The organism is Nonomuraea sp. IBHARD001 (assembly GCF_056106265.1).
In genome coordinates this window covers 825,601-848,428 of record NZ_JBWBBW010000002.1, presented here as the reverse complement: position 1 = coordinate 848,428, position 22,828 = coordinate 825,601, and the positions used below count along the sequence as shown (strand labels likewise).

25 protein-coding genes, 1 tRNA gene and 1 pseudogene are annotated in these 22,828 nt (G+C 68.3%); 7 read left to right on the top strand and 20 right to left on the bottom strand.

From position 1 onward, the window contains the following. The first annotated feature begins 147 nt into the window (after positions 1-147). Positions 148-516, top strand: coding sequence for a tetratricopeptide repeat protein (locus ACTWNK_RS06195; RefSeq protein WP_474302603.1), 369 nt, complete (start codon positions 148-150; stop codon positions 514-516). Between the two features lie 330 nt (positions 517-846). Here the strand turns inward: ACTWNK_RS06195 and ACTWNK_RS06190 are convergent, their stop codons facing one another. The 3 genes from ACTWNK_RS06190 to ACTWNK_RS06180 all read right to left on the bottom strand — a co-directional run bounded on the left by ACTWNK_RS06190 (position 847) and on the right by ACTWNK_RS06180 (position 4,026). Beyond that, a complete protein-coding gene (locus ACTWNK_RS06190) occupies positions 847-1,569 on the bottom strand; it encodes a GNAT family N-acetyltransferase (RefSeq protein WP_474302601.1) in 723 nt (240 codons plus the stop codon). Positions 1,570-2,076: 507 nt separating this feature from the next. Further along, the gene (locus ACTWNK_RS06185) at positions 2,077-2,640 is read right to left on the bottom strand and encodes a DUF1707 SHOCT-like domain-containing protein (protein ID WP_474302599.1); all 564 of its coding nucleotides are present in this window, start codon (positions 2,638-2,640) and stop codon (positions 2,077-2,079) included. A 117-nt stretch (positions 2,641-2,757) separates the two neighbouring features. Continuing rightward, on the bottom strand, positions 2,758-4,026 hold the full coding sequence (locus tag ACTWNK_RS06180; RefSeq protein WP_474302597.1) for a benzoate/H(+) symporter BenE family transporter: 1,269 nt from the start codon (positions 4,024-4,026) through the stop codon (positions 2,758-2,760). 596 nt (positions 4,027-4,622) lie between these two features. Between ACTWNK_RS06180 and ACTWNK_RS06175 the strand changes: the two genes are divergently transcribed. Beyond that, positions 4,623-5,297, top strand: coding sequence for a helix-turn-helix domain-containing protein (locus tag ACTWNK_RS06175; RefSeq protein ID WP_474302595.1), 675 nt, complete (start codon positions 4,623-4,625; stop codon positions 5,295-5,297). A gap of 94 nt (positions 5,298-5,391) precedes the next feature. On the opposite strand, the gene ACTWNK_RS06170 is transcribed toward ACTWNK_RS06175, so the two are convergent. The 9 genes from ACTWNK_RS06170 to ACTWNK_RS06130 form a co-directional block, all read right to left on the bottom strand. Then, entirely contained in the window at positions 5,392-5,697 is a 306-nt protein-coding gene (locus tag ACTWNK_RS06170; protein WP_474302593.1) for a DUF1416 domain-containing protein, read from the bottom strand. Beyond that, positions 5,697-6,536 carry a sulfurtransferase gene (locus ACTWNK_RS06165; RefSeq protein WP_474302591.1) on the bottom strand — a complete coding sequence of 280 codons (840 nt, stop codon included), beginning with the start codon at positions 6,534-6,536 and terminating at the stop codon, positions 5,697-5,699. The genes ACTWNK_RS06170 and ACTWNK_RS06165 overlap by 1 nt, the downstream gene beginning before the upstream one ends. Further along, a complete protein-coding gene (locus ACTWNK_RS06160) occupies positions 6,533-6,946 on the bottom strand; it encodes a DUF4395 domain-containing protein (RefSeq protein ID WP_474302589.1) in 414 nt (137 codons plus the stop codon). Before ACTWNK_RS06160 ends, ACTWNK_RS06165 begins: the two co-directional genes overlap by 4 nt. A 64-nt stretch (positions 6,947-7,010) precedes the next feature. Continuing rightward, a complete protein-coding gene (locus ACTWNK_RS06155; protein ID WP_357918323.1) occupies positions 7,011-7,094 on the bottom strand; it encodes a putative leader peptide in 84 nt (27 codons plus the stop codon). Positions 7,095-7,126: 32 nt separating this feature from the next. Further along, entirely contained in the window at positions 7,127-7,561 is a 435-nt protein-coding gene (locus ACTWNK_RS06150; protein ID WP_474302587.1) for a thioredoxin family protein, read from the bottom strand. Between the two features lie 43 nt (positions 7,562-7,604). Further along, complete coding sequence (locus tag ACTWNK_RS06145; RefSeq protein WP_474310847.1) at positions 7,605-8,387, bottom strand: anti-sigma factor family protein; 783 nt, start codon at positions 8,385-8,387, stop codon at positions 7,605-7,607. Further along, positions 8,387-9,049 (bottom strand): sigma-70 family RNA polymerase sigma factor, encoded by a 663-nt coding sequence (locus ACTWNK_RS06140; RefSeq protein WP_474302585.1) that lies wholly within the window; start codon positions 9,047-9,049, stop codon positions 8,387-8,389. Before ACTWNK_RS06140 ends, ACTWNK_RS06145 begins: the two co-directional genes overlap by 1 nt. Continuing rightward, positions 8,937-9,614 (bottom strand): LmeA family phospholipid-binding protein, encoded by a 678-nt coding sequence (locus tag ACTWNK_RS06135; RefSeq protein WP_474302583.1) that lies wholly within the window; start codon positions 9,612-9,614, stop codon positions 8,937-8,939. The genes ACTWNK_RS06140 and ACTWNK_RS06135 overlap by 113 nt, the downstream gene beginning before the upstream one ends. A 69-nt stretch (positions 9,615-9,683) precedes the next feature. Continuing rightward, positions 9,684-9,935: a MoaD/ThiS family protein gene (locus ACTWNK_RS06130; protein WP_474302581.1), complete on the bottom strand. Its 252-nt coding sequence runs from the start codon at positions 9,933-9,935 to the stop codon at positions 9,684-9,686. Positions 9,936-10,125: 190 nt separating this feature from the next. Between ACTWNK_RS06130 and ACTWNK_RS06125 the strand changes: the two genes are divergently transcribed. Beyond that, a complete protein-coding gene (locus ACTWNK_RS06125) occupies positions 10,126-10,836 on the top strand; it encodes a winged helix-turn-helix transcriptional regulator (protein WP_474302579.1) in 711 nt (236 codons plus the stop codon). An 11-nt stretch (positions 10,837-10,847) separates the two neighbouring features. On the opposite strand, the gene ACTWNK_RS06120 is transcribed toward ACTWNK_RS06125, so the two are convergent. Together ACTWNK_RS06120 and ACTWNK_RS06115 are read right to left on the bottom strand one after the other, a co-directional pair. Beyond that, positions 10,848-11,714: a hypothetical protein gene (locus tag ACTWNK_RS06120; RefSeq protein ID WP_474302577.1), complete on the bottom strand. Its 867-nt coding sequence runs from the start codon at positions 11,712-11,714 to the stop codon at positions 10,848-10,850. A gap of 171 nt (positions 11,715-11,885) precedes the next feature. Next, positions 11,886-13,676, bottom strand: a complete 1,791-nt coding sequence (locus ACTWNK_RS06115; protein ID WP_474302575.1) for a bifunctional metallophosphatase/5'-nucleotidase — start codon at positions 13,674-13,676, stop codon at positions 11,886-11,888. A 107-nt stretch (positions 13,677-13,783) separates the two neighbouring features. On the opposite strand from ACTWNK_RS06115, the gene mshD reads away from it, so the two are divergent. Beyond that, positions 13,784-14,728: a mycothiol synthase gene (mshD, locus tag ACTWNK_RS06110; RefSeq protein WP_474302573.1), complete on the top strand. Its 945-nt coding sequence runs from the start codon at positions 13,784-13,786 to the stop codon at positions 14,726-14,728. Here mshD and ACTWNK_RS06105 read toward each other — a convergent pair. Then, positions 14,718-15,722: an inorganic phosphate transporter gene (locus tag ACTWNK_RS06105; RefSeq protein WP_474302571.1), complete on the bottom strand. Its 1,005-nt coding sequence runs from the start codon at positions 15,720-15,722 to the stop codon at positions 14,718-14,720. The two genes, mshD and ACTWNK_RS06105, sit on opposite strands and share 11 nt — an antisense overlap. Next, positions 15,723-16,340 (bottom strand): DUF47 domain-containing protein, encoded by a 618-nt coding sequence (locus tag ACTWNK_RS06100; RefSeq protein ID WP_474302569.1) that lies wholly within the window; start codon positions 16,338-16,340, stop codon positions 15,723-15,725. It abuts the gene before it with no gap. 208 nt (positions 16,341-16,548) lie between these two features. Here ACTWNK_RS06100 and ACTWNK_RS06095 point away from each other — a divergent pair. Next, positions 16,549-17,154 (top strand): annotated as a pseudogene (locus tag ACTWNK_RS06095) (MFS transporter); the annotation flags it as partial. Between the two features lie 1,320 nt (positions 17,155-18,474). After that, positions 18,475-19,146, top strand: coding sequence for an MFS transporter (locus ACTWNK_RS06090; protein ID WP_474311151.1), 672 nt, complete (start codon positions 18,475-18,477; stop codon positions 19,144-19,146). Here ACTWNK_RS06090 and dcd read toward each other — a convergent pair. Further along, a complete protein-coding gene (gene dcd, locus ACTWNK_RS06085; protein WP_474302567.1) occupies positions 19,083-19,658 on the bottom strand; it encodes a dCTP deaminase in 576 nt (191 codons plus the stop codon). The two genes, ACTWNK_RS06090 and dcd, sit on opposite strands and share 64 nt — an antisense overlap. Positions 19,659-19,771: 113 nt before the next feature. On the opposite strand from dcd, the gene ACTWNK_RS06080 reads away from it, so the two are divergent. Beyond that, positions 19,772-19,842, top strand: a tRNA-Gly gene (locus ACTWNK_RS06080). 416 nt (positions 19,843-20,258) lie between these two features. Here the strand turns inward: ACTWNK_RS06080 and ACTWNK_RS06075 are convergent. The 3 genes from ACTWNK_RS06075 to ACTWNK_RS06065 form a co-directional block, all read right to left on the bottom strand. Beyond that, the gene (locus ACTWNK_RS06075) at positions 20,259-20,564 is read right to left on the bottom strand and encodes a hypothetical protein (protein WP_474302565.1); all 306 of its coding nucleotides are present in this window, start codon (positions 20,562-20,564) and stop codon (positions 20,259-20,261) included. A gap of 383 nt (positions 20,565-20,947) precedes the next feature. Continuing rightward, the gene (locus ACTWNK_RS06070) at positions 20,948-21,919 is read right to left on the bottom strand and encodes an ankyrin repeat domain-containing protein (protein ID WP_474302563.1); all 972 of its coding nucleotides are present in this window, start codon (positions 21,917-21,919) and stop codon (positions 20,948-20,950) included. Positions 21,920-22,028: 109 nt separating this feature from the next. After that, the gene (locus ACTWNK_RS06065) at positions 22,029-22,619 is read right to left on the bottom strand and encodes a NucA/NucB deoxyribonuclease domain-containing protein (RefSeq protein ID WP_474302562.1); all 591 of its coding nucleotides are present in this window, start codon (positions 22,617-22,619) and stop codon (positions 22,029-22,031) included. Positions 22,620-22,828: the final 209 nt, after the last annotated feature.

Here is a 22,828-nt window from a genome sequence, read left to right as displayed (position 1 = left end):
ACCACTCCTGACGATCCGGACATCTGGTGCATCGTATCGGTCCCCCACCAACGTCGCAGCAGCATCCAGCCGAATCCCAGGCAACACCTCCCCCACGCGTACCAGGCCACAGGGAATGCCATTCGGTAGTTGATTGTTCAACCGAACATGACGCTTCTCACCGAGATCGAGCGTTACCGCTTCGCCGAGCGACTGCTGGGCCAGCGGGACCCGCTCGGCGCACTGACCACACTGGAGCCACTCCTCGCCGAGCACGGCGACGACCCCGGCGTACAGCTGCTCGCCGCCCGCGCCTACTTCCACTCGGCGCAACTCGGCCGGGCCAGGGACACCCTGAACGCCCTGCTGGAGCGCGACCCCAGCGACCACTACGCCCGCTTCCTCCTCGGCCGAACCCTGGAGCGCGCCGGCAAGCCCGCCGAGGCCCTACCGCACCTCCGCATGGCCGCCGCCATGCACACCGACCCCGCCTACACCGACTCCGTAACCCGAGTCGAACAGAAACTCACCCCCTGACCCACCCCGGGCTCATCCCTGAGCCACCCCGGGGGCCTCACCTCGTGAGCCACTATCGGCTCACCTGGTGAGGTACCCCCGCCCCACCTCGTGAGCTACTCCCGGGATGACCTGGTGAGGTACCCCCACCCCGCCTCATGAGCTACTCCCGGCTCACCTCGTGAGCCACTCCCCGCCCCACCCCCTGAGGCCCCCTCAACCGGCCCAGCCCATTCCCTGCCATGGGCTGGGCCTCCTCATTTGGCCCCTCACTCCCAGCCCCGGCCTTCCCACTCCCCGCCCCTCGATCATCAGGTGCGACCGACCGCCCCACCTCAAGGGTTACTTGCGCTACTCCTCCATCACCAGGTAGAGCCGTGTCCCGTACGGCCGGAAGCCCACGCGCTCGTACACACGCCGCGAGCCCTCCCCTCCGTACTCCAGCCACACCGACTCGGCCCCCGCCGCGAACGCCGCCTCGGTCAGCGCCGCCGTGACCGCACCGGCGATCCCCTTGCCCCGATACGCGATCCGCGTCCCGACTCCGGCGAGCTCCGCGGTCCCCACGGCAGGCGCCGAGCACGTCGCCGCCCCGGCACACCCTCCGTCCGGCGCCCGCACGAACCGCACCCCGCCCCCACCCTCCTGGGTACGGCGCAGCCTGGCGGCCCCTTCCGGCGACGAGGCGAACTCCCCGGTGAAGGCCTCGGCCAATGCGGCATCGATGGCGGCGTACTCCTCGTCGGTGATCGGCCTCTCCACGACCAGGCCGCTGCCCGGATCCGCATACGTCCCGGGCGTACAGACGAGGTACTCGTGCACCGCCTCCGTGTCGAACCCCGCCGCCCGCAACGCCTGCTCCACCTCGGGAGCGGCGTCCGGCGCGTACTCCAGCCTCGGCGTGAGCCCGCGCTCACGGAACACCTCGACCAGCCCCGCCACGTCCTCAGCCGAAGGCCGGGCCCCTGGCAACGGCGTCGCGTAGTTGACGTGCCGGCTGGTCGTCGTGGGCTCGATCCCGACGACGAAGCCCCCCACCTCGACGACGACCGGCCGCCGACGCAGATTGGCCACGGCAAAACTCTGAACGTTCACACCCATGGTGATGTATCGCCCTCACGTATTTCGGCATGGCAAACCACCCAGCTACACCAGACAGACATGCAACCCGCGCCCACAGACCATCAAGGGACGCGACACGTAGGGCCGCCGCACACATACGACGCAATCGAACGTTGACCCCGATCCACCCGGATCAGCGCCGACGGCGGCCACTCAGGCACGCCGAAACCATGGCCTTCATTCCTTCACAACTACGCCAGTACAACAACGACAGAACTAGCACAAACAGCGCTACAGCAACAGAACTACCCCAACATATCCCCTACAGCAGACCCGCCGTCCACCACAGCGGTCCCACCCCAATCACGCCACCACGACGACGCCAACCCACCACGACGCCCCACCGCGACATCCCCCCAAATGAACAGGCCACCCCGCCACACAGACTGCCACGTGACCGTAGACCGGCTCCCCTCTCCGCCCCAGCCCCAACCCCACAAATGCCGGACCTCAGTCGGCTCAACGCCACGCATGGCGGATCTTCAACCGCCCCAACCCCATCGCCCCGGACACACGAATCGTCGGCCCCACTGCCCCCGAACGCCCCGCCACCCCCGAACGCTCCGGCGCCTTGTACGCCACGCTCTTCCAGGTGGTCTGCAGTCCCTCGAACTCCACGATCGCGTCACGCGGAACGGTGATCTTCGCCCGGCCGGTGCCGAGATGAAGCTCGATGTCGACCACCGGATGCTCGAACACCGCACGCGACATGTTCAGATTCACCCGGCCGAGCGCAGATTCGATCTTGAGAATGCGCGGCACCCGCCACGCGCCGCGCCGCCGGATCGCTCCGCTGAGCGCGGCGATCGTGGACGTGGCGCCCGGCTTCTCCGCCGGGAGTACGGCGAGGACCGGCTCAAGCTCGTCCCGCGTCTTGGCGGTGAGCGCCTGGCTCAGGTACCCGTCCATCTCCTCGTGCGAGACAAGCCCATCGGCGTACGCCTCCTGCAACCGACGTACCACCGCATCTCGCTCGTCCTCACCGATCCGCGCCAGGCGGCCATCCTTCGACTGGGGGGTCACCTTTCCACTGTAGTGCTGCCCTGCCTGCCGCCCTATCCATCACAAACCATCCCAAGCCATCACCCTCTGAGCACCCCCGGCCCAGCCGCTTCCCCACCCCAACCCCGTCCGGTCGCCCTACGCCTGCCGCCTCACGTCTGCCGCCAGCACCTCCCTCTCTTGATCCCCCTGAGCTACCCGATCCCCCTGAGCTACCCGATCCGTCTGGGCCCCATCCGACGCCGCCCTGCCCCGCACTCCGCCCATGACGACGTGCATGACCCCACCTGCGATCAACCCCCAGAACGGGGCGCCGATCCCCAGCCACGTCACCCCGGACAAGGTGAACACGAACGTCACCACGGCCGCCTCCCGCCCCTCGGCATCGGCGAACGCCCCGGAAAGCGACCCCCCGAGCGCCCCGAACAGCGCCAAGCCCGCGACAGAAGCGATGAGCATCGGCGGAGCGATGAGGACCACGGCGGTGACGGCGCTCGCGCACAGGCCGAGGGCGATCATCCAGCTTCCGGCGGTGACGGAGGCGATCCAGCGCCGGGCCGGATCGGGCTCAGCCTCGGGACTCGCGGCCAGCGCGGCCGTGATGGCGGCAAGGTTGATCGCATGACCGCCGAGCGGAGCGCCCAGGGCCGAAGCCAGGCCGGTGCCCAGCAGTACGGGACGCAGTGGAGCGCGGTAGCCGAAGCTGGCCAGCACGGCCATGCCGGGAACGTTCTGCGAGGCCATCGTGACCACGAACAGCGGTAAGCCGATGCCCAGGATCGCCTGGAGGTTCCAGTGCGGCGCGGTGAACTCGACGACCGGCAGCGGATCGATGGCGCCGATGCGTCCGGCCGGAGTGGTCACCCAGATGGCGACCAGCGCGGCGACGAGCGCACCGGGAACGGCCCACGCCTTCGCGAGGCGGGTCAGCACCACCCACACGAGGATGACCGGCCCGACAACGGCCGGGATCGACCCCAGGGCGGTGAACGGGACCAGGCACAGATTGAGAAGTACGCCGGCCAGCATGGCATTGGCCAGCGGCTTGGGAATCAGTGCGACCAGTCGCCCGAGCACAGGGAACAGCCCTGCGGCCATGAGCAGCAGCCCGCACACCACGAACGCCCCCACGGCGTCGGCGAATCCGAACTCGGTCGAAGCCCCCGTGCTGACCAGCAGTGCGGCTCCCGGGGTCGACCACGCGATGCTGATCGGAATGCGATGCCGCAGTCCGAGGACGACCGCGACCACACCCACGCACACACAGAGGGCGAGCAACCCGGACGCCGCCTGCCGCTCGTCGGCGCCGACCGCCCGCAGCCCTTCCAGCACGACGGAGAAACTGCTGGCGAACCCGACCAACGCGGTTACGGCTCCCGCGACCAGGGGTTGAGTCAGTCGAGCCACAACACACCTCCGTTCCGTTGACGGAACGATAGCGACCCCCGTCAACGTTCCGCAAACGGAACGCCACCTGCGACCCCAACCCCTCCGCAATCCACGACCACCACCCCGCAAGCAACACCCAGCCCCATTCCGAACCCGCACAGGACCGGCTCAGAACACCCAACACGATGCAACGCCCAACACGATGCAGCGGCTGGCCGACACGATGCAGCCGGACGTCAGCCACAGCAACACCTCAGCCAGAGCGAGCGCAAACCCCGTCAGCCCCGGCGTCACTGGAGTGGCAACTCATTCCCATAGAACCCCGCAGGCTCCCCCAGGGCCGCTAAGGACCGCCACAGCCCTCCAGCCATCCGCCACCATCCGTCGCAACCTGCAACAACCTGCAACTACCCGCAGCACTTGCAGCCACCTGCAACGCCCCACCCGCCGCGCCCCCAACCCCCCAACCCCCCGCCTCCCCGAACCCCAACCACGCCCCCACCACCAACCACTACCGACCACCACCACCCACCCACAACACCCGCCAAGCCCCCCCAACCCCCACGAACCCACGAACCCAACCCCCCTCCCCCCAGGTAAGGCACGATAGGACCATGACATCCCGAGGCAGGCCCCACACCCAAGGCCCTGCCCCAGCCGATGCCCACACCCCACACCCCACCGCCATCGACGGCGACACCCAAGCCCTGGCCACCCGCCTACGTGCCCTACGCGAGGACAGAGGCATCTCCCTGTCCGAACTGGCGAGACGCGCAGGCGTGGGAAAGGCCACCCTCTCCGGCCTCGAACACGGCACGCGTAATCCCACCCTCGACACCCTCTGGGCGGTCACAGCCGCGCTCGGCATCCCGATCACCGCCGTGCTCGACCACGACGACCCCGCCCCGGTCATGCACGGTTCAGCGGTGGAGGCGCTGCTGTTGCAGGTGTTCGAGGAGGAGGGGGCGACGTTCGAGCTGTACCGCATGCGTGTCCCGCCGGGCGCCACCCAGCACTCCCCGGCCCATCATCACGGCGTCACCGAGCACATCACGGTCTTCAACGGCGTCCTGAGCGCTGGCCCGCCGGACGCGCCGCTCGTCGCTGGACCGGGCGAGCACATCACCCTGCACTCGGACGTACCCCACTCCTACGTGGCGCTCAGCCGTGAGGACGTCCACGCGACGCTACTCATGCGCTATCCCACCGCACCGACCCCTGAGCCAAAACGGCAGCCGAAACCGCAGCTGCAATCCACGCCGAACCCCACCCCAAAACCCACACCGTAAACGCAGGAAGGGCCCGCACCCCCGAAGGGAGATACGGGCCCACCCACAACCATGCGAATGAAAAACGTAACAACCGAGAAGGAAGACCCAGCCGTCAGACCGCGACGGCCAGCTGCGAGACCTCGCCCAGCTTGGCCTCGACCGCGACGTCCCTGGTGACCCCGCCGCCCGCGATGATGCGAACGGTCCAATCGCCGGGCGCCGCGAAGAAGCGGAAGATGCCTTCGTCGGAGACGACGACCTCGCCGGTGAACTCACCGGAGTGGTCGAGGAGACGGGCGTAGGCGGTGCCGGTGCCGGTCACGACGCCCTGGATGACGGCCTGCTGGGACAGGTCGATGCCCGCGGGCAGCTCGATGGTCTGTTCGGGCGCTGCGCAACCCTGTGCGACGACGCTCATCAGCGGGCCTCTCCCAGCTCGATCGGCACGCCCACGAGCGAGCCGTACTCGGTCCACGAACCGTCGTAGTTCTTGACGTTGGCCTGGTCGAGCAGCTCGTGCAGCACGAACCACGTGTGCGCGGAGCGCTCGCCGATGCGGCAGTAGGCGATGGTGTCCTTGCCGAAGTCGACGCCGGCGTCGCCGTACAGGGCGCGCAGGTCGTCGTCGGACTTGAACGTGCCGTCGTCGTTGGCCGCCTTGGACCACGGGATGTTGCGGGCGGTCGGGATGTGGCCGGCGCGCTGGGCCTGCTCCTGCGGGAGGTGCGCGGGGGCCAGCAGCTTGCCGGTGAACTCGTCGGGCGAGCGCACGTCGACCAGGTTGAGCTTGCCGATCGCGGTGACGGCGTCGTCGCGGAAAGCGCGGATCGACAGGTCCTGCTCCTGGGCCACGTACGTGGTCGCGGGGCGGGCGGCGACCTCGGGGGTCAGCTCGCGGGAGTCGAGCTCCCACTTCTTGCGACCGCCGTCGAGGAGCTTGACGTCGCCGTGGCCGTAGAGCTTGAAGTACCAGTACGCGTAGGAGGCGAACCAGTTGTTGTTGCCGCCGTAGAGCACGACGGTGTCGTCGTTGCCGATGCCGCGCTCGGACAGCAGGGCCTCGAAGCCGGCCTTGTCCACGAAGTCACGGCGGACGGGGTCCTGAAGGTCCTGCCTCCAGTCGATCTTCACAGCGCCACGGATGTGGCCCTTGTCGTAGGCGCTGGCGTCTTCGTCGACCTCGACGAGTACGACGCCGGGGGTGTCGAGGTTGGCCTCGACCCAGTCGGCATCCACCAGGACGGCGGAGCGGCTCATTGGGGAACCTCCATTGTGGCGGCGGGCAGTAGACGGCGAATCATCAAGTACATCTCGCAGCCGAGGCAGAATCCGAAGGCTGCGTTGAGGAAGGCGGCGAGGAGAGCCGCTGCCGTCGCCCCGAGGGCGAGCGGTGTGATCCCGGCGAAGTACCCGATCAGCCCGGCGACCGCGAAGAGCAGTCCGACCGCCTGGGCGAAGCGCGGCGGGCGGGCGTCTTCGGTCTCCTTCGGGGCGCTCTTGACGAACGCCTTGAAGAGCATGGCGTACGGCTGGCGGCCCAAGGCGCCCAGTGCGAAGACCGCGGTCTGGACGACGAGGAGCCAGCCGCTACCCGTCACGAGGACGAGAGCGAGGACCAAGGTGGTGATGGCCGCGCCGAAACGCAGCGCTCTAGGGTCGGCACGCATCGCAGGATGCTCCTGAAGGGGGTCGAAAGGGGGCGGAATCGGAATCTTCCGCGCGAGACCGTCCTCAGGCAGCGCGACAGAGCGCGGTGGCCACGCGGCAGAAATCAACCGCGCGCCGCTTCGTCAGCAGCTCTGTCGTGGGGTTCATGGCGATGACACTACCCGGCGTCTTGCCATCTGTCACGTCACGTCCGATTCATGAGATATCGCATGACCCAATGCGGCGATGACATCGGCCTTGCGCGGCTGGCCCGACGCGCGCTTGACGACACGCCCTTCGGCGTCCAGTACGAGCACGGTCGGCGTGCGCATGATGTCGAGTTCGCGGACGAGGTCGAGGCGCGCCTCGGCGTCGATCTCGATGTGCGCGACGCCGGGAACCATCGCGCTCACCTCGTCCAGAACCCGCCGTGTCGCCTTGCACGGCTGGCAGAACGCCGTCGAGAACTGCACGAGCGTCGCACGCTCGCCCAGGGGCGCGTCGAGCGTCTCGGCACTGAGCCCGCCGGGCGCGGCGGCGACGATGTCGCGCACCTTTCCATCGCGCTTCAGGCGAACCACCCCGATCACCGTGCCGACCGCAAGCGTGCCGAGAACTATCCACAGACCAGTCATCGCCTGTGTGCAACCTCACGCGACTCCGGCGCATTCCCCCCGATCAGGACGGGATGGCCACCAGCACGCGTCCCGACGCATCGACGATCTTGAATCCGGCGATGTCGGAGATCGGCAGGTCGCTCTCGGCGGTGAACGCCGCGTCCTGCTCCAGCGAGGCCCTGTCGACGGTCCAGACCTCCGCCTTACGCGTCGGCCCGTTGTGCGGCACGATGACGAGCCGGCAGCGGGTACCGACCGGCAGACCGGACAGCGTGACGGATATCACCGAGCCGGTCGTGCCCTCGGTGGCCCTGGCGACGGCCTTGACCTCGCCGTTGGCGCCCTCCAGCACCAGGCTCGCCATGGTGAGCTTCTTGGCGACCTCGGGGCTCGGCGAGTCGGCGGCGGGAACCTCGGCCGCGCCGAACGGCTGGGCCGACTGCGCCGCGTCGGAGTCGGCCGCCTGCCCGGCCGCCGACTCGGGCGCGGACGCCACGGAGGCGACGCCGCCGTCGGCCCCCTGCGCCGTCACCTTCCACATCGTGCCCCCGAGCGCGATCACGGCGGCCGAGGCGGCCACGGCCAGCAGGACGCGTCCGCGCCTGTGCCGCTTCGCCTTGGCCGACAGCAGGCGGTCGAGCACGTCTCGCGGCGGGCTCACGACGTGCTCGACGTCGCTCTCCGAGACCTTGCCGAGGAACGCGGCGACCCCGGACAGCTCCATCAGCTCGTCGGTGCACCCCTCGCACGAGGCCAGATGCAGGTCGACCTCCATCGCCTCGTCGGGCTCCAGCGCGCCGAGCGCGTGCACGCCCAGCGACAGCCGTACCTCCTCGCACGTCATCACGGTGCCAGCCCCCGCTCCTCCAGGGCGAGCTTGAGCGCCCGCAGCGCGTAGTACGTGCGTGACTTGACAGTGCCCGCGGGTATGCCCAGCGTCTGCGACGCCTCCTTCACCGATCGCCCCCGGTAGTAGACCTCCATGAGCACCTCGCGGTGCTCGGGCCGCAGTGCGGCCAGTGCCTCGGCCACGGCCCACGACTCGACCGCGCGTTCGAGCTCGTCGTCGGCGGGGATCACCGCCAGCGCCTCGTCGCCCGTCTCCTGCGGTCTTGACTTGCGTGCCCGGTGCTGGTCGACGACCAGATTGCGGGCGACGGTGAACAACCAGGCGCGGATCGGCTTGCCGGAGAGCGCGTCCGGATGGCGCCAGGCCCGCAGCAGCGTCTCCTGCACGACATCCTCCGCTCGCCCTGGATCACCGATGAGTCGCAGCACGTAACCGTAAAGTGGCCCTGCGTGCTCATCGAAAAGGGACCGTACGAGATCCTCGTCGGTGGCGCCTGCTGGACTCACACCCTCATCACGTGTGCGGCGGCGCCATGGTTCACGCTCACCCACTGAGAGGTACGTCACTCGCCTCGGCGGTGACCTGCAGGCCGCCCGGGACGGTCTTGACGCCCTTGATCTGCACGTCGAAGGGCAGCTTGCCCCTGAAGGGCACATTGAAGGTGAGCAGGGAGGCGAGGCTCGCGGGGATCGGCAGGCCGTTGGCCTTCTCGGCGACCAGCTTGAGCCCGCCGTCGCCGATCTCCACGCGCATCTCGGCGTTGAGCTTGACCGTCGTCGGGCCGACGGGCAGGTCGCCGGACGCCACGATCTTGTCGCCGTTGCCGTCGATCTTCACGCCTTTGGGCGCGTACCTGTCGATGGTGCCCTTGCTGATCACGCCGGTGATGACCAGACGCCTGGCGCGCACGTCCGCGGCCTTGAAGTCCTTGATCAGGGTGGCCAGGTCGAACGTCACGTCGTGCGCCGTGCCGCGCACGTCCCTCAGCGTGACGCCGGGTAGCTTGAGCAGCCCCAGGTCGAAGGTGACCTCGGGACAGCGCCCGCCGATGGCCTGGGTGAGGAACGGGATGCCCTCGATGCGCACGGTGGGCGGCGTACCGAGGTCGGCGGCGGCGGCGATCCTGTTGGACAGGTCGCGCTCGACCCCGGCGACGGCCACCCGGTCCAGGGCGACGAGCAGGACGATGAGCACGATGAGAAAGACGATCAGCTTGCGCATCGTTCTCCTTGCCTTCGCCGAAAGGGGCGTCGGCGCTTACTTTACCGAGAGCAGGACGGCGAAACCGGATCATCCACCCGCGAACGGCGGAAGCACCTCGACCGTGGCCCCCTCGGGCAGGACGACGGTGTGGTGATCGCGTTTACCGACCGGATCGCCGTCGACCAGGAACGAGGAACGGCTGACGACCTTCGCGAGATCGTCCCTTCCCGCTGTGATCTTGGCCATCAGCTCGTGCAGGCTGACCGCCTCGAACGCCTCCTCGGCGACACCCGCCGCCTCTTTCGCGGCGGCCCAATAGCGAACAGTTCCTGTGGCCACAGGGACCTCACATCTCTTCTGTGGTTATTGTGCGCGTTTGATGATGGAAATGTTTCACGCACGACCCTGTTCACCAGGTGGACGCATCGTGAACACCGCATTCTCGTGGGTTATCCTCACCTACTACGGGACCTGGGCGACGTAGCCCCCGGGTCCTTACGTGTTTGTACGGCAAGTGCGAGGAGTCGTGATGAGCAACCTGCTCCTGCTGACCAACGCCCTGGAGCCGTCCGCCGAGGTGCTTCCGGCGCTCGGCCTGCTGCTGCACTCGGTCAGAGTGGCTCCGGCCGAGGCCACGGCGCTCATCAACGCCCAGCCCGCCGATGCGGTGCTCGTCGACGCCAGGCGGGAGCTCGCCCAGGCCAAGAGCCTGTGCCGGCTGCTCAGGACGACCGGCATCACGTGTCCCCTGCTGGTGATCGTCACCGAGGGCGGCCTGGCCGCCATGACCGCCGAGTGGGGCGTCGACGACGTCCTGCTGGAGCACGCCGGCCCGGCCGAGGTCGAGGCCAGGCTGCGGATGGCGACCGGCAGGCTCTCGCTCGCCTCGCACGAGGAGGTGCCCGACGAGATCCGCAGCGGCGACCTGTCGATCGACGAGGCCACCTACACGGCCAGGCTGCGCGGAAGGGCGCTCGACCTGACGTTCAAGGAGTTCGAGCTGCTGAAGTACCTCGCCCAGCACCCCGGCCGGGTCTTCACCCGCGCCCAGCTGCTGCAGGAGGTCTGGGGCTACGACTACTTCGGCGGCACCAGAACCGTCGACGTGCACGTGCGAAGGCTACGCGCCAAACTCGGCCCCGAGTACGAAGCGCTGATCGGCACCGTGCGCAACGTCGGCTACCGCTTCGTCCCCGACCGGGGCGAACACGCCGACGAACGCGACCACGCCCACGTCTGACCCGCCCCGCCTCACACCGGCCGCAGGAACCCCTCCAGCTCGACGACTCCCGCCCCGAACATCGTGTCGACCTCGCCCTGGAGCTCGGGCGTCGCGACGAACACCTGGGCGGTCACCTTGTTGCGCACCACGTCGACGCCCGCGCCGCGCACGGAGGGCACCTCCTTGGTCAGCCGCTCCTGCACCCCCATCAGCTCGGCCTCGGTGCGCTCGGCCTTGCTCATGCACAGGGCGCCTCCCCAGGTCTGGCGGATCGTCGCCTCCCTGGTCGCCGGGTCGCCGGTGAACCTGATGTTCAGCACCGCCTTGGCCGGGTCGCCTGCCTCGGACGAGTCCGCGGCCTGCTGCCCCTGGTCGATCCACAGTCCGGCGAACCCGTCCTCGCCCTGCACCCGGCTCGTCGTCTCCTGCAGCGCCTCGGGCGTGGCCTTCGCCGCGTCGACGGGCTTCCACCCGCCCTGCGGCGGCGGGCACGGACTGGCGAACCTGCCCGCGTCCGCACCGGCCTCCGGCGCCTTGCCCGGTACGGCGGGCGGCTCGGTCAGGGTCAGCCGGGCGCCGTCCCACGTGCCGACGACGGTGTAGGAGCCCCAGGTGGTGCCGCCGCTCGACTCGGCCTTGACCTTCTTCCAGTCCCAGCCGACCACGTCGACGCCCGAGCACTGCGGCGGCCACGACTCGGCGACCGCCATGCACAGCTGCGGCCCGTGCTCGGGGCTCTGCAGGACCGTGCCGGTCGCGGTGTACCTCTGGCCGGGCGAAGGCGTCGCGGCGGCGGGTGGGTCGACCTTGGCGGTCGAGACCGGGTCGCCGGCTTCGGGTGACATCGTGCCGCAGGCGCCGACGGCCAGCAGGACGAGCAGTCCGGTGATGCTCATGCGAGAGCTCATACCCACACGACGGATGACGAACGGTCATGGTTCAACCGACGCCCGGTACGTTGCGGCGGGAGAGCGGAGTCCTGCTGGGGGCGCGTGATCGGCGGGGCCCAGCCCTGCGCGGACGGAGGGCTGGGCCGGGCTTGCCGTACTTCTATGGGTGTGCGGGTGTTACGGGGTGACGGTGATGTGGTTCGGGACCGGCGGGGTGATCGTGCCCTGGGCGGCGAAGTGGGCGACGAAGGCGTCGATGTCCAGGGGGCCGCTCCAGATGTCGGTGCCGTCCTTGAAGGCGGCGAAGGCGTCGCCGCCGCCGACCAGGAAGTTGTTGGCCGCGACGCGGATCGACTGGGCGGGGGTCACGGGGACGCCGTCGATCTTGATGTCGGAGACCTTCGAACCCCACGGCGCACTCGTGCTGTAGGTGTAGGTGAAGTTCGAGGACGGCTGCAGGATCTTGGTGAACGGCTGGGCGTTGGGCCCGCCCGGCCACTGCTGCTCCAGCAGCGTCTTGAGCTGCGCGCCCGTCAGCGTGACGGCCTGCATGAGGTTGTTGAACGGCTGCACCGTGAACGCCTCGCCGTAGGTGACCACGCCGTCGCCCTCACCGGCGGGCGAGCCCGCGTAGGACAGGCTCGCGCGCACGCCGCCCGGGTTCATCAGGGCGATCTGCGTGTTGCCGCCGGTCTTGGTGGCGGCGAGCTGGCCGTCGGCGATGAGGTTGCCGAGCGAGGACTCGCCCGAGGCCGTGGCGGTGTTGGTGATGTCGGCCGTGATGGCGCCGATGCGCTTGTTCGCGACGGCGGCCACCCTGTCCTTCCACGTCTGGACGAAGGTGGAGATGTCCGGGTCAGGCGCGACCGTACGGGTGACGACGTGGTTGTCGGCGACGACGCTGGAACGATCGATGTCGAGCGTACGCGTGTTGACCTTGAAGTCGACCTGGGTGATCACACGGCCGAAGGAGCCGCCCTGGGAGTAGAGGCGGTCGGCGCCCTTCGGGTCCTTGACCACGCACTTGTAGGCCTGGTGGGAGTGGCCGCTGAGCACCATGTCCACCTCGGCGTCGAGGCCGAGCGCGATGCGGTTGCCCGCACCGGGTACGGCGCTGCAGGCGTCGGGCGACTGGCCCGGCGTGACCTGGTCGCCTTCGTGCACGAGGACGACCTGGGCCTTGACGCCGAAGAACTTGAGGATCTTCGAGGCGACGTTGCCCGCCTTGACCTCGTCGACGAAGGTGAGGTTCTTGATGCCCTCCTGCGTGACGATGCCGGGCGTGGTCTGGGTGACCAGGCCGATGAAGCCGATCGGCACGCCGTTGATCCACTTGATCGACACCGGAGGCAGCGCCGGGATGCCGAACCCGGCCAGCAGCTTGCCCGCCTGCGCCGCCTTCGCCGTGCCCAGGCCGTCGAGCGCGTCGGTCTTGGCACGGGGGTTCTTGAACAGGACGTTCGCCCCGACGTAGTCGAAGGCGGCCCCCTTCCACTTGCCCGCGGGCGAGCAGCCGTCCACGGGGTGGCAGCCGCCGTCCATGATGCGGCGCAGCTCGGCGTAGCCTTCGTCGAACTCGTGGTTGCCCACGGCCGCGACGTCCAGGCCGATCCTGCCGAGGAACTCGACCGACGGCTCGTCGTGGTAGGCGGCGGAGATGAGGGGGGTGGCTCCGATGAGGTCGCCCTGCGCCACCGCGAGCGTGTTGCGGTCGGCGAGCGCCTTCATGTGGGTGGCGACGTAGGCCGCGCCGCCCGCGTCGACGGTCTGGCCCTGCTCGTTGACCATGCGGCCGGAGGAGCCGGACGGCGGCTCCAGGTTGCCGTGGAAGTCGTTGAGCGCGAGCAGGCGGACGGGAACCGTCTTGGCTGGGGTGTTGCCCGCGTCTGCGGGGGCGGCCACGAATGCGAGACCGCCCGCGGCGACGGCTCCGGCCATGGCGAGCCGGAGGAGGGAACGAGACGTCATGTGCCCACACGCTACGTGAGCTACCTATTCATCAAATGTCGCAAAGGAACGATTAATCGGCCGACTCCATGGCGGTATTTGCCAGACGTCCGCCTAGAGTTCGATCTATGAGTGTGCGTATCGACATCCGTGAACGACTTGATGACCAAGAGATCACCGACGTGCTCCACGTGGTCGAGGCGGCCACCGAATCGGACGGCGTGCGACCGCTCAACGAACACGTGATGCTGCACCTGCGCTACGGCGGCGACCAGCGGGCCCGGTCCCTGCTGCTGTACGACGGCGACACGCTCGCCGGGTACGCCCACGTCGACCCCACCGACGAGGTCGAAGGCCCCTCCGGCGAACTGGTCGTCCATCCCGCCTTCCGCCGCCGCGGCCACGGCAGGCGCCTGCTGGAGGCGGTGCTCGGCCGTACCGAAGGCAGGCTGCGCCTGTGGGCGCACGGCGGGGGCGCGGGCGCCGAGGCGCTGGCCGCGTCGGCCGGTTTCGAACGCGTGCGCTCGCTCTGGCAGATGCGCCGCTCCCTGTACGCCCCCATCCCCGCCTACCGGATGCCCGAAGGCGTACGGCTGCGCGCGTTCGTGGTCGGCCAGGACGACGAGGCGTGGGTCAAGCTCAACGCCGCCGCCTTCGCCCACCATCCCGAGCAGGGCTCGTGGACGCTCGCGGACCTGCGCAGGCGTGAGGCCGAGCCCTGGTTCGACCCCGAAGGCTTCTTCGTGGCCGAGCGCGAGGACGACGGCCGGTTGGCCGGGTTCCACTGGACGAAGGTGCACGGCGCCGAGGACCACGGCCACGAACCGATCGGCGAGGTGTACGTCGTCGGCGTCGACCCCTCCCAGCAGGGCACCGGCCTGGGCAAGGCCCTCACCCTGGCCGGCCTGTGCCACCTGCGCACGCGCGGCCTCGCCCAGGTGATGCTCTATGTGGACGAGGCCAACACGGCGGCGATCAGGTTGTACGAGGGGCTCGGCTTCAGCCGCTGGGACGTCGACGTGATGTACGCCGACACGTTGGCCGATCGACGCCCTCAGGCGGCTACTCGATGACCCAGTGCAGGAAGTAGTACGACAGGGCGGCGACGATGGCCGCCGCGGGGATGGTCAGCACCCAGGCGGTGATGATGTTGCCCGCGACGCCCCACCGCACGGCCGAGAGCCGCTTGGTGGCGCCGACGCCCATGATCGCGCTGGTGATGGTGTGCGTGGTGGAGATCGGCGCGCCGAACCCGATCGCCGCGCCGTACAGCACGGTCGCGGCCGCGCTCTCCGCGGCGAAGCCCTGCGGGGGGTCGAGCGCGATGATGCGCCTTCCCAGCGTGCGCATGATGCGCCAGCCGCCCGCGTACGTGCCCAGTGAGATCGCGCCCGCCGCGGCGAGGATCACCCACTGCGGGATCGGGTCGCCGTTGTTCTGGTACCCGCCGACGACGAGGGCGAGGAAGATCACGCCCATCGTCTTCTGCGCGTCCTGCAGGCCGTGCCCGAGCGCCATGGCGGCGGCCGAGACGGTCTGCGCGTAGCGGAATCCCCTGTTGGTCTTGCCCGGCTGGGCGTTACGGAAGATCCAGTAGATCGCGATCATGATCGCGGCGGCGAGCGAGAACCCGATCAGCGGCGAGAGGATCATCGGGATGACGACCTTGTCCACGACGCCGTCCCAGTGCACCACGCTGGCCGAGGCGAGCCCCGACCCGATCAGTCCGCCGATGAGGGCGTGACTGCTGGAGGAGGGCAGCCCGAAGTACCAGGTGACCATGTTCCAGGTGATGGCGCCGATCAGCCCCGCGCAGACCACCACGAGACCGTGTGTGCCCTGTGGAGCGTCGATGATGCCCTTGCCCACGGTCTGCGCGACCTGGGTGCCCAGGTGCGCGCCGATGAAGTTCATCGCCGCGGCCATGAACAGCGCGGCCCTGGGGGTCAGGGCACGCGTCGAGACGGACGTGGCGATGGCGTTCGCCGCGTCGTGGAAGCCATTGGTGTAGTCGAAGACCAACGCCACGACGACCACGCCGATGACGAGGGCGAGCGTGAGGTCCACTCAGCTTTCCTTGACCGCGATCGACTCGACCGTGTTGGCGACGTGCTCGAAGGCGTCGGCCGCGCCCTCCAGCGCGTCGATGACCTCCTTCATCTTCATCACGGTGAGCGCGTCGTACTCGCCGCTGAACAGCTTGGCGAGCAGCCGGCGGTAGACCTGGTCGGCCTGGTTCTCCAGCCGGTTGACCTCGATCCAGTACTCGTTCAGGTTCTTCATCGAGCGCAGCCTGGGCATGGCGTCGGCGGTGAGCTCGGCGGCACGCTCCAGAACCTCGACCTGCCGGATGACCTCCTTGGGGAGGTGGTCGATCTGGTACAGGTGGATCAGGTCGGCCGCGGCCTCCATGTAGTCCATCACGTCGTCGAGGTTCGAGGCGAGGCGGTAGATGTCCTCGCGGTCGAACGGCGTGATGAAGCTCTCGTTGAGCCGGTTCATGATCGCATGAGTACGTTCGTCGCCCGCGTGTTCGCAGGCGCGCATCTTCTCGGCCAGGGCTTCCCTGTCCGACCCGTCACTGATGATCTCTACCAGCAGCCGGGACGCGGTGACGAGGTTGTTCGCCGAGTCGGCGAACAAGTCGTAGTAGCTGTCCTCACGAGGCGTGAGACGCAGGCGCACGTCGTTCTCCAGATGTGCGGGGATGGTCCGTGGAGAAGGGTACGGGTTACCAGCGGAAATGCGAACTTCATGTCACCAACACCGACTCTTCTCCTTGTGGCTACCCGCTAGATGATCACCAACACGCACGATCGGCTACCTTGGACGGCTTTTTGCCCATGCCCGCTTTGCTAGCTTTTGTGGGACTTCTAGCTCATGCTGGTGGCATATGCGGGGTGTGTTGCGGGACAGGGCGTTTCGCCTGCTCTGGTGCAGTCTCACCGCTTCCGTGGCCGCCGACTACATCCTCCCCATAGCCGTGGTCATCTCCCTCCTCCGAGCCGGGTACGGCGAAGCCGCCATCGGCACCGTCCTGGCCGGCCGCCTCGTCGCCCTCGTCTCCTTCGCCCTCCTCGGCGGCGTCTGGGCCGACCGCTTACCCCGCACCGTCGTCATGACCTGCTCCCAAGCCGGCCTCCTCGTCCTCCTCCTCGTCGTCGCCGCCTGGCCGTACCCCTCGGTCATGGCGGCGGCCGTTTTCCTGGGCGGCGCGTGCGAGGCGTTCTTCCGACCGGCGTTGCAAGGGTGCCTGGCGACCGTGCTGCCCGCCGGGAGGAGGAGGGCGGGGATCGGGTGGACGAGTGTGTCGTTGCGGGGCGGGTCGTTGGTGGGGGCGTTTCTGGGGTCGGGGGTGGTGGCGGGGCTGGGGCCACGGGTGGCGTTTCTGGTGGCGGCGTTGGGGTTCGCGGTTAGTGCTGGGTTGATTTGGCGGATACATGAGCCGTCGCGGGGGCGGGAGCAGGAGCGGGGGCGGGGGCGGGGGCGAAGGGATGGGGGGTTGTGGGGGAGGGAGGGCTTTGTGGGGCGGTGGGGTGGTGGGTGGCGTGGCTTGAAGGCGCGTTTCGGACTGGGGGATGCGGTGGGGGCTTCTCGGGAAGGTGCGGTGGGGGTTCCTCTGGCGGCTCCCTTGCTGGCTCCCTTGGTGGCTCCCTTGGTGGCTCCCTTGGCTGAGAGTTCCTCTGCCGGGGCTGGCTCCGCTCGGGGGTCTTCGGTCGGAGTGTCTTCTGCTGGGGCCGTTTCCGTCGCTGTGCCCTCCCCGCCTGTTGTGTCCTCCCCGCCTGTTGTGCCAGCCGCGCCTTCCACTGCTGCGACGGCATCCTCGTTTGCTCCGCCAGTCGCTGCTCCGCCAGCCACTGACCGGCCAGCCGCGCTTTCCAACGTTGTCGCGCCCTTCCCGGCGGTTTCGCCCGCTGTGCCGTCCGGTGCCGGACCTCCCCTTTCGCCGACGTCCTCCGGTACAGGTCCTGCGTCTTTTGTTCGGCCGCCAGACACGCTTCCCCCCATCGCGCTTCCCTGCGCCTCAGCTCCCCCCTTGCTGCCTCTCCCCGCACCGGCAAGGCCTCCGGGCGATCTGTCGGGAGCTCTTCGGCGGAGGCTGCGGCTCGTACGCGCGTTGGGGCTATGGCGGAAGCTAGGGCTCAGGCGAGAGCCCGCGTGGAGGCTGAAGCGGGAGCGAGGAGGGAGACGGGGAGTCGAAGCGCCCTGTCCGCCTTTGGGGGCCTCTGGGCCCTCTCAAGGCTCTACACCACAAGTTCCTGCGCCACCGGCAGTCGGGTCGCCGGGGGCGCTTCGTCTTTCTGTGGAGTCGTCTCGGGATCTCAGCGAGGTGGCCTGGGCTTCCGACGACGCACCCACGGCTTCTGGGGGGCCAACTACGGCCACGGAAGGCGCACCCGTACCCTCCGCCGCGTCCGTGGCGGAGGCTCGTTCTGGTGAGCCATTTCTCGTGGGATCGCCGGAGCCTCCTGATGCTGTTGGACCTCGCAGGACAGTCAAGCCCGCGCGAGATTCCGAGGCTCCCGGTAGGCCTGGTCCCACCGAGGAAACCGGGCTTCCACGGAACGCCAGGTCAGCCGCGGATCACAGTCCTGCCCAAGACACCGAGATTCCCAGCGACACCGAGATTCCCAGCGCAATCAAGGCCTCCGAGCCCCCCACATTGCACAGAAGTACCGAATCTCCCGCTTCTTCCCTCCCTCCCCCCGCCTCTCCTCCTGCTGCTACCCCTCCCACCCATCCCTCCCCCTCCCGGCCCCGCCCGTCACCCCCCACCCGACAGCCGATCCTCACCGAAATCCGCCAAGGCGTCAGAGAAGTGAGCCGTCGCCGCTGGATGGCCGTGGTGATAATCGTCATAGCCCTGCACCAGACCCTCATCGTGGCCCCGTCGCAAGTACTGCTCCCGACGGTCTCGGCGTTCACCTGGGGCGCGCTTCTCCCCAAGGAGGGCGACGTCGTCTACGGCATGTCCCTGGCGGCGCTGTCCCTGGGCGGTCTGGCCGGGGCCTTCATCGCCATGCGTCACACGCCGCGCCGTCCAGGCGTCGTCACCATGCTCGGCCTGCTGCCCTACGGCCTGGTACCGCTGGCCCTGCTGAACCCGTCGTCCCCCTGGCCGGTGTTCGCGTGCTTCCTGCTGGCGGGGCTCGGCCTGGAGATCGCCGCCATCGAATGGATCATCGGCATGCTGGCCGAGGTACCACCCGACCGCCAGGCCAGGGTCGCCTCACTCGAATGGGCGGCCATCCTCGGCCTGACGCCCATCGGTCTCGTCACGACCGGAGTGCTCGTCGAGACGTTCACCCCGTCGCCCGTGCTCATCGCCAGCGCCATGACGGCCGTACTCCCCCTGCTGGCCCTCCTGGTCCCCGGCCTCGCGCAGTTCCGTACGCTCCCCCGCCGGGCGCGATCGGCTCGCCGCCGTCAGATGGCCGTCCGGTGGAAGTTCTGGAAGGACCGCGAAGGCGTCGGCCCCCGCTGGCCCTGATACCGCGATCCGTACCGCTCGCTCCCGTAGGGGAACTCCGCAGGCGACGACAGCCGGAACATACACAACTGCCCGATCTTCATCCCCGGCCACAACTTGATCGGCAGGGTCGCGACGTTCGACAACTCCAACGTCACATGCCCACTGAACCCAGGATCGATGAACCCAGCCGTCGAATGCGTCAGCAGCCCCAGCCGCCCCAGACTCGACTTCCCCTCAAGCCTGGACGCCAGATCATCCGGCAGCGAAATCACCTCGAACGTACTGGCCAGCACGAACTCCCCCGGATGCAGGATGAACGGCTCGTCCCCCTCGGGCTCGACCAGCCGCGTCAGATCAACCTGCTCGACGGCCGGATCAATGTGCGGATACCGGTGGTTCTCGAACACCCGAAAGTACCGATCCAGCCGTACATCCACACTGGACGGCTGAACCATCCCCTTGTCGAACGGATCAATCCTGACCCGCCCAGCATCGATCTCAGCCCGAATATCCCGATCAGAAAGCAACACGCAGAGCAACCTACCAACGCCCCACCCCCAACACCCCCACGCCAACCCACCCGAAAGATCAAGGCATACGAACCCCCATCCATCCGCTACAGTAGGCACGCGGCCCATGCCACGCGGGTGTGGTTCAATGGCAGAACTTCAGCTTCCCAAGCTGACGGCGCGGGTTCGATTCCCGTCACCCGCTCTCACTAGTTAGGCCTAGGTCAGGGATGGACTCCCCGCCTGGGTCTTGGTCGTTTATGGGGCTGTTGATCTTCTCGGGCCATTGGCGGGCCATTACCCTGCAGGCACCGGCGCCTCCGCCGACCCATCCTCGTCGTCCCTGCTCCGGCCTTCAAGCTGTCTGTCGATGGCGTCGGTGATCGTCTTGCCTGCCCCGCGTACGGCGTGCTGATAGATCATTGCGGCCCGGACGTTGTCGTGTCCCATCCGGGCCATCAGGTCCTTGAGCCCTGCGATTGCCTCCGTCGAGGTCGACATCCATCCGGCGCAAGGCACTGACCTCACCCCAGCGCAAGCTGGTAGACGTCGCCCGCAGGCGGGCTGAACAGCCCGAGCTTCGGTATCGGTCGTGGAGCTGGCACGCGTGGTTCCGGCTGCTCAGGGCTCGCCAGGTACGCGTGGGGCAAGGCGGGAGAGAAGATCGGCGGTCACACTTCGCCGCAATGACGGGCAGGCACTCGCGTGTCGCGTGCACAGCCCACAAACCCAGCGATCGGTCGACTGCCGTTTCAGCAGCCACAGAGCCTCCAGCGCGTTCCCGCGCTCCCGCCGCCACACGTACCCACGAGCCACATCGAACAGGTGCTGCGCCCACCGGTTCGACGAAGGAATCTCGGCCGCCGAGACCTTCTTCGTCCGCTCGATCGCAGCCCCGGAACGACCGGTCTCCACCTCGATCGCCACCGCATGGACCCGACATTCGCTTCGCCGAACATGGTCGGCGCATTGTGATGAGCCGCCCCAGAGTGGAGGCGGCAGAGTCGGCGATGCCCCAGCCGCCACGCGTCAACTACCCTGCGTTTCTTGGCACAGGCACCCGTACGGTTCGCGCCTGCACCTCGTCGCTGGGACGCTGGAGTCGCCCTTTCTGGAGAACGCGGCCCAGTGGACGGTCTCGCTGCGCGATGCGGATGTTGACACGACGGAGCGGTCAGGTCACACGGCGGTGCGTTCTGGCGGGTGAGGCTCCCGGTGATGATGTCGTGGACCGCCAGCCTGTGATCACCTGGATCGCCAACAACCCGGTTCGTCCGTGGGCCTCGAACCTCGGGCCTGATCATCCGGCTTCAGCGGTCTCGCTCCGGCAGGCGCACCCACAGATCCGGCGGGCCGATGATGGCGCGGGCGTCGAGCAGTCGCAGCCCTGCCTTGGCGCACATGTATGCCACGGCCTCGCCCTGGTAGAGGTATTCGGCCAGAATCTCGTCGGCCGTCAGATGTCCGCCCGCGTCGCCGCCGCCGGGAAGGGTGTCGGAGTCCTCGATCGCTCCATCGCGGCTGACGAGTCCTTGGTCGCCGCTCTTGGGATTGGCGAACAGGCTGTAGCAGACCGTTCCCTCCGACAACGGCAAGGTCACTTCAGGCGTGGAGGGGACGTACCCCCAGGGTTGGGTGACGACGCATCCTCCGGGTACGCCGGTGATTCCCACGATTCCCAGACGGGCGTCGGGATCGGCCCAAGGATCCTCCAGGATCGGCTCCATGGTCGTGTCGTCCACCGGCAGGGCTTGCAGACGCCGCACAGCCTCGGCCGTGGTGACATCCGCCACGCAGGCCACCCCCATGTAGTCGTCGATGCCGGCCAGCGCGGCGACCAACCGGTGCGCCTCCGCGGCCGTCGCGGCCTCGCCGGGGGTCAAGCCGGGGTGCCCGGCGGGGACCGGGAACAGTTCCGGGGCCGGACCGGCGAGGGCGAGCCGCCCGGGAGACCACCCGGCCATCATGGCCCGCCAGGGGTCCGCACCGGCGGCCACCAGGGCGCGGGCGTTGTCCAGCCGACGGGCGAACACCGCCGCCCACAGGGCGGTCCGGTCGTCGAACTCGGCATCGACGTCATCGACACGACAGGCCAACTCGACCACCGTCTCAGGAGTCCCCCACTCGGCCACGAAGTGCAGGGGCCTTCCCTCGTAACCACCGAAGGCGTAGACGCCCCCATTGGGGTCGGCACCCGCTTCCAGCCTGACGCCGATCGCCGCGAGGTCAGCCCACCCATGCCCATCGATTCCGGACCATCCCGCGGATAAGGGCTCGGTCATAACGCTCCCTCAGATTGGCATTTCATGGACGGGCACGATTATTCCGTGTCAGAACGAGCCGCCGAACCGCCTCGGCCCTCTGCCGACCGACAGAGGGCCGAGGTCGGGTTCAGCTTCTGGTTCTCACCAAAAAGGGGTCCTTGTCGGCGAGCCCATTTCTCGAGTAGAAGGTTCTGAGCCAAGTCCATCCATGGTTCCTGTTCTGCAGGCCATTAATGGGTCTGACGGAGCAGTCGTTATCGACTTTCCCCTGGTACGTGCTGGCGAAGGGGAACTCGTCGCATTGCAGACCGGCCTGGGTGTAGTGCTGTATCCACCTCAGGGTCGGGTTCAGCTCCCAGTAGTACAGGTCGCACTCACCCTTCGCCAGATGGCCGTTCACCTGCCTTTCCCAATTGAACTTCTTCCGATTGTCATCCGCGTTCTTCTTGCCCAGGAGACGGGTCAGCACCTTCGATCCCGGGACGTCGGCGTTGCCCGGGATGGACTTGACCTGGCGCACGTTGCTCACCAGGTTGTAGGGCCAGGTGTTCTTGTTCTCCGGTGTCTTCAGGGCGTCGGCGATATGGTCGATGACTACATCCATGGGCTTCCCGGCCGCTGTCGCCACACTCTTCGACATCGTGAAGACGGGGGTGACGGTGAAGATGCACGCGCCGGTGTGCACGCCATAGGTGTTGTTCGCAGCCGCTCTCACCATGCCCGGAGGGTCCTCGTCCTCCACCCCGAGGGTGAGTTCGTCACAACGGGTGTGAGCTTGTTCCGCTTTGAGGAGCCCTGCTGATCTTCGTGGGCCATTTACAGGCCCTTGTCGTTCCTGTCAGTCTTGGCTCGACTGTCCTCTCTGGGCGACACCCGCCCTGAACCCGCAGCAGCTTTCGTGGGCGGCGCTCTGGCCCTCGTCTCAAG